The organism is Mesorhizobium sp. M8A.F.Ca.ET.161.01.1.1, assembly GCF_004792105.1.
GTDB lineage: Bacteria > Pseudomonadota > Alphaproteobacteria > Rhizobiales > Rhizobiaceae > Mesorhizobium.
Genome location: NZ_SRTD01000484.1, coordinates 1 through 284, shown reverse-complemented (window position 1 = coordinate 284; position 284 = coordinate 1). Strand labels below are relative to the sequence as shown.

The 284-nt window shown below is 66.2% G+C and carries 1 protein-coding gene; it reads right to left on the bottom strand.

Features of this window, described 5'->3' with window-relative positions; genetic code table 11:
- Positions 1-284, bottom strand: a 284-nt coding sequence (locus EN804_RS36660; RefSeq protein WP_135922450.1) for a hypothetical protein, incomplete at both ends; no start/stop codon positions are given.

Here is a 284-nt window from a genome sequence, read left to right as displayed (position 1 = left end):
GACTTTGAGAAGGGCCTTCATGGCCATCTGGGCCGTCGCGCGGCTGTTGATGCCGGGCGTGTTCATCAGCGGCGCTACGCCACCGTCGCCGTCAGGGCCGCCCCACGAGCTGGAACCCCTGTTGCCGGTCCCGGCGCCAATCCGCACGCCCCCGAGCGGGAAGACGGACTGCTTGGGAATGAAGGTGGCTGCCGCGATCAGGGCATCGTATTCGCCTTGGGCCGTGCAGCCCAGCAGCGCAGCTTCGGTGCTCAGCCCTGGATGATAGAAGAAGTGGATCTTGC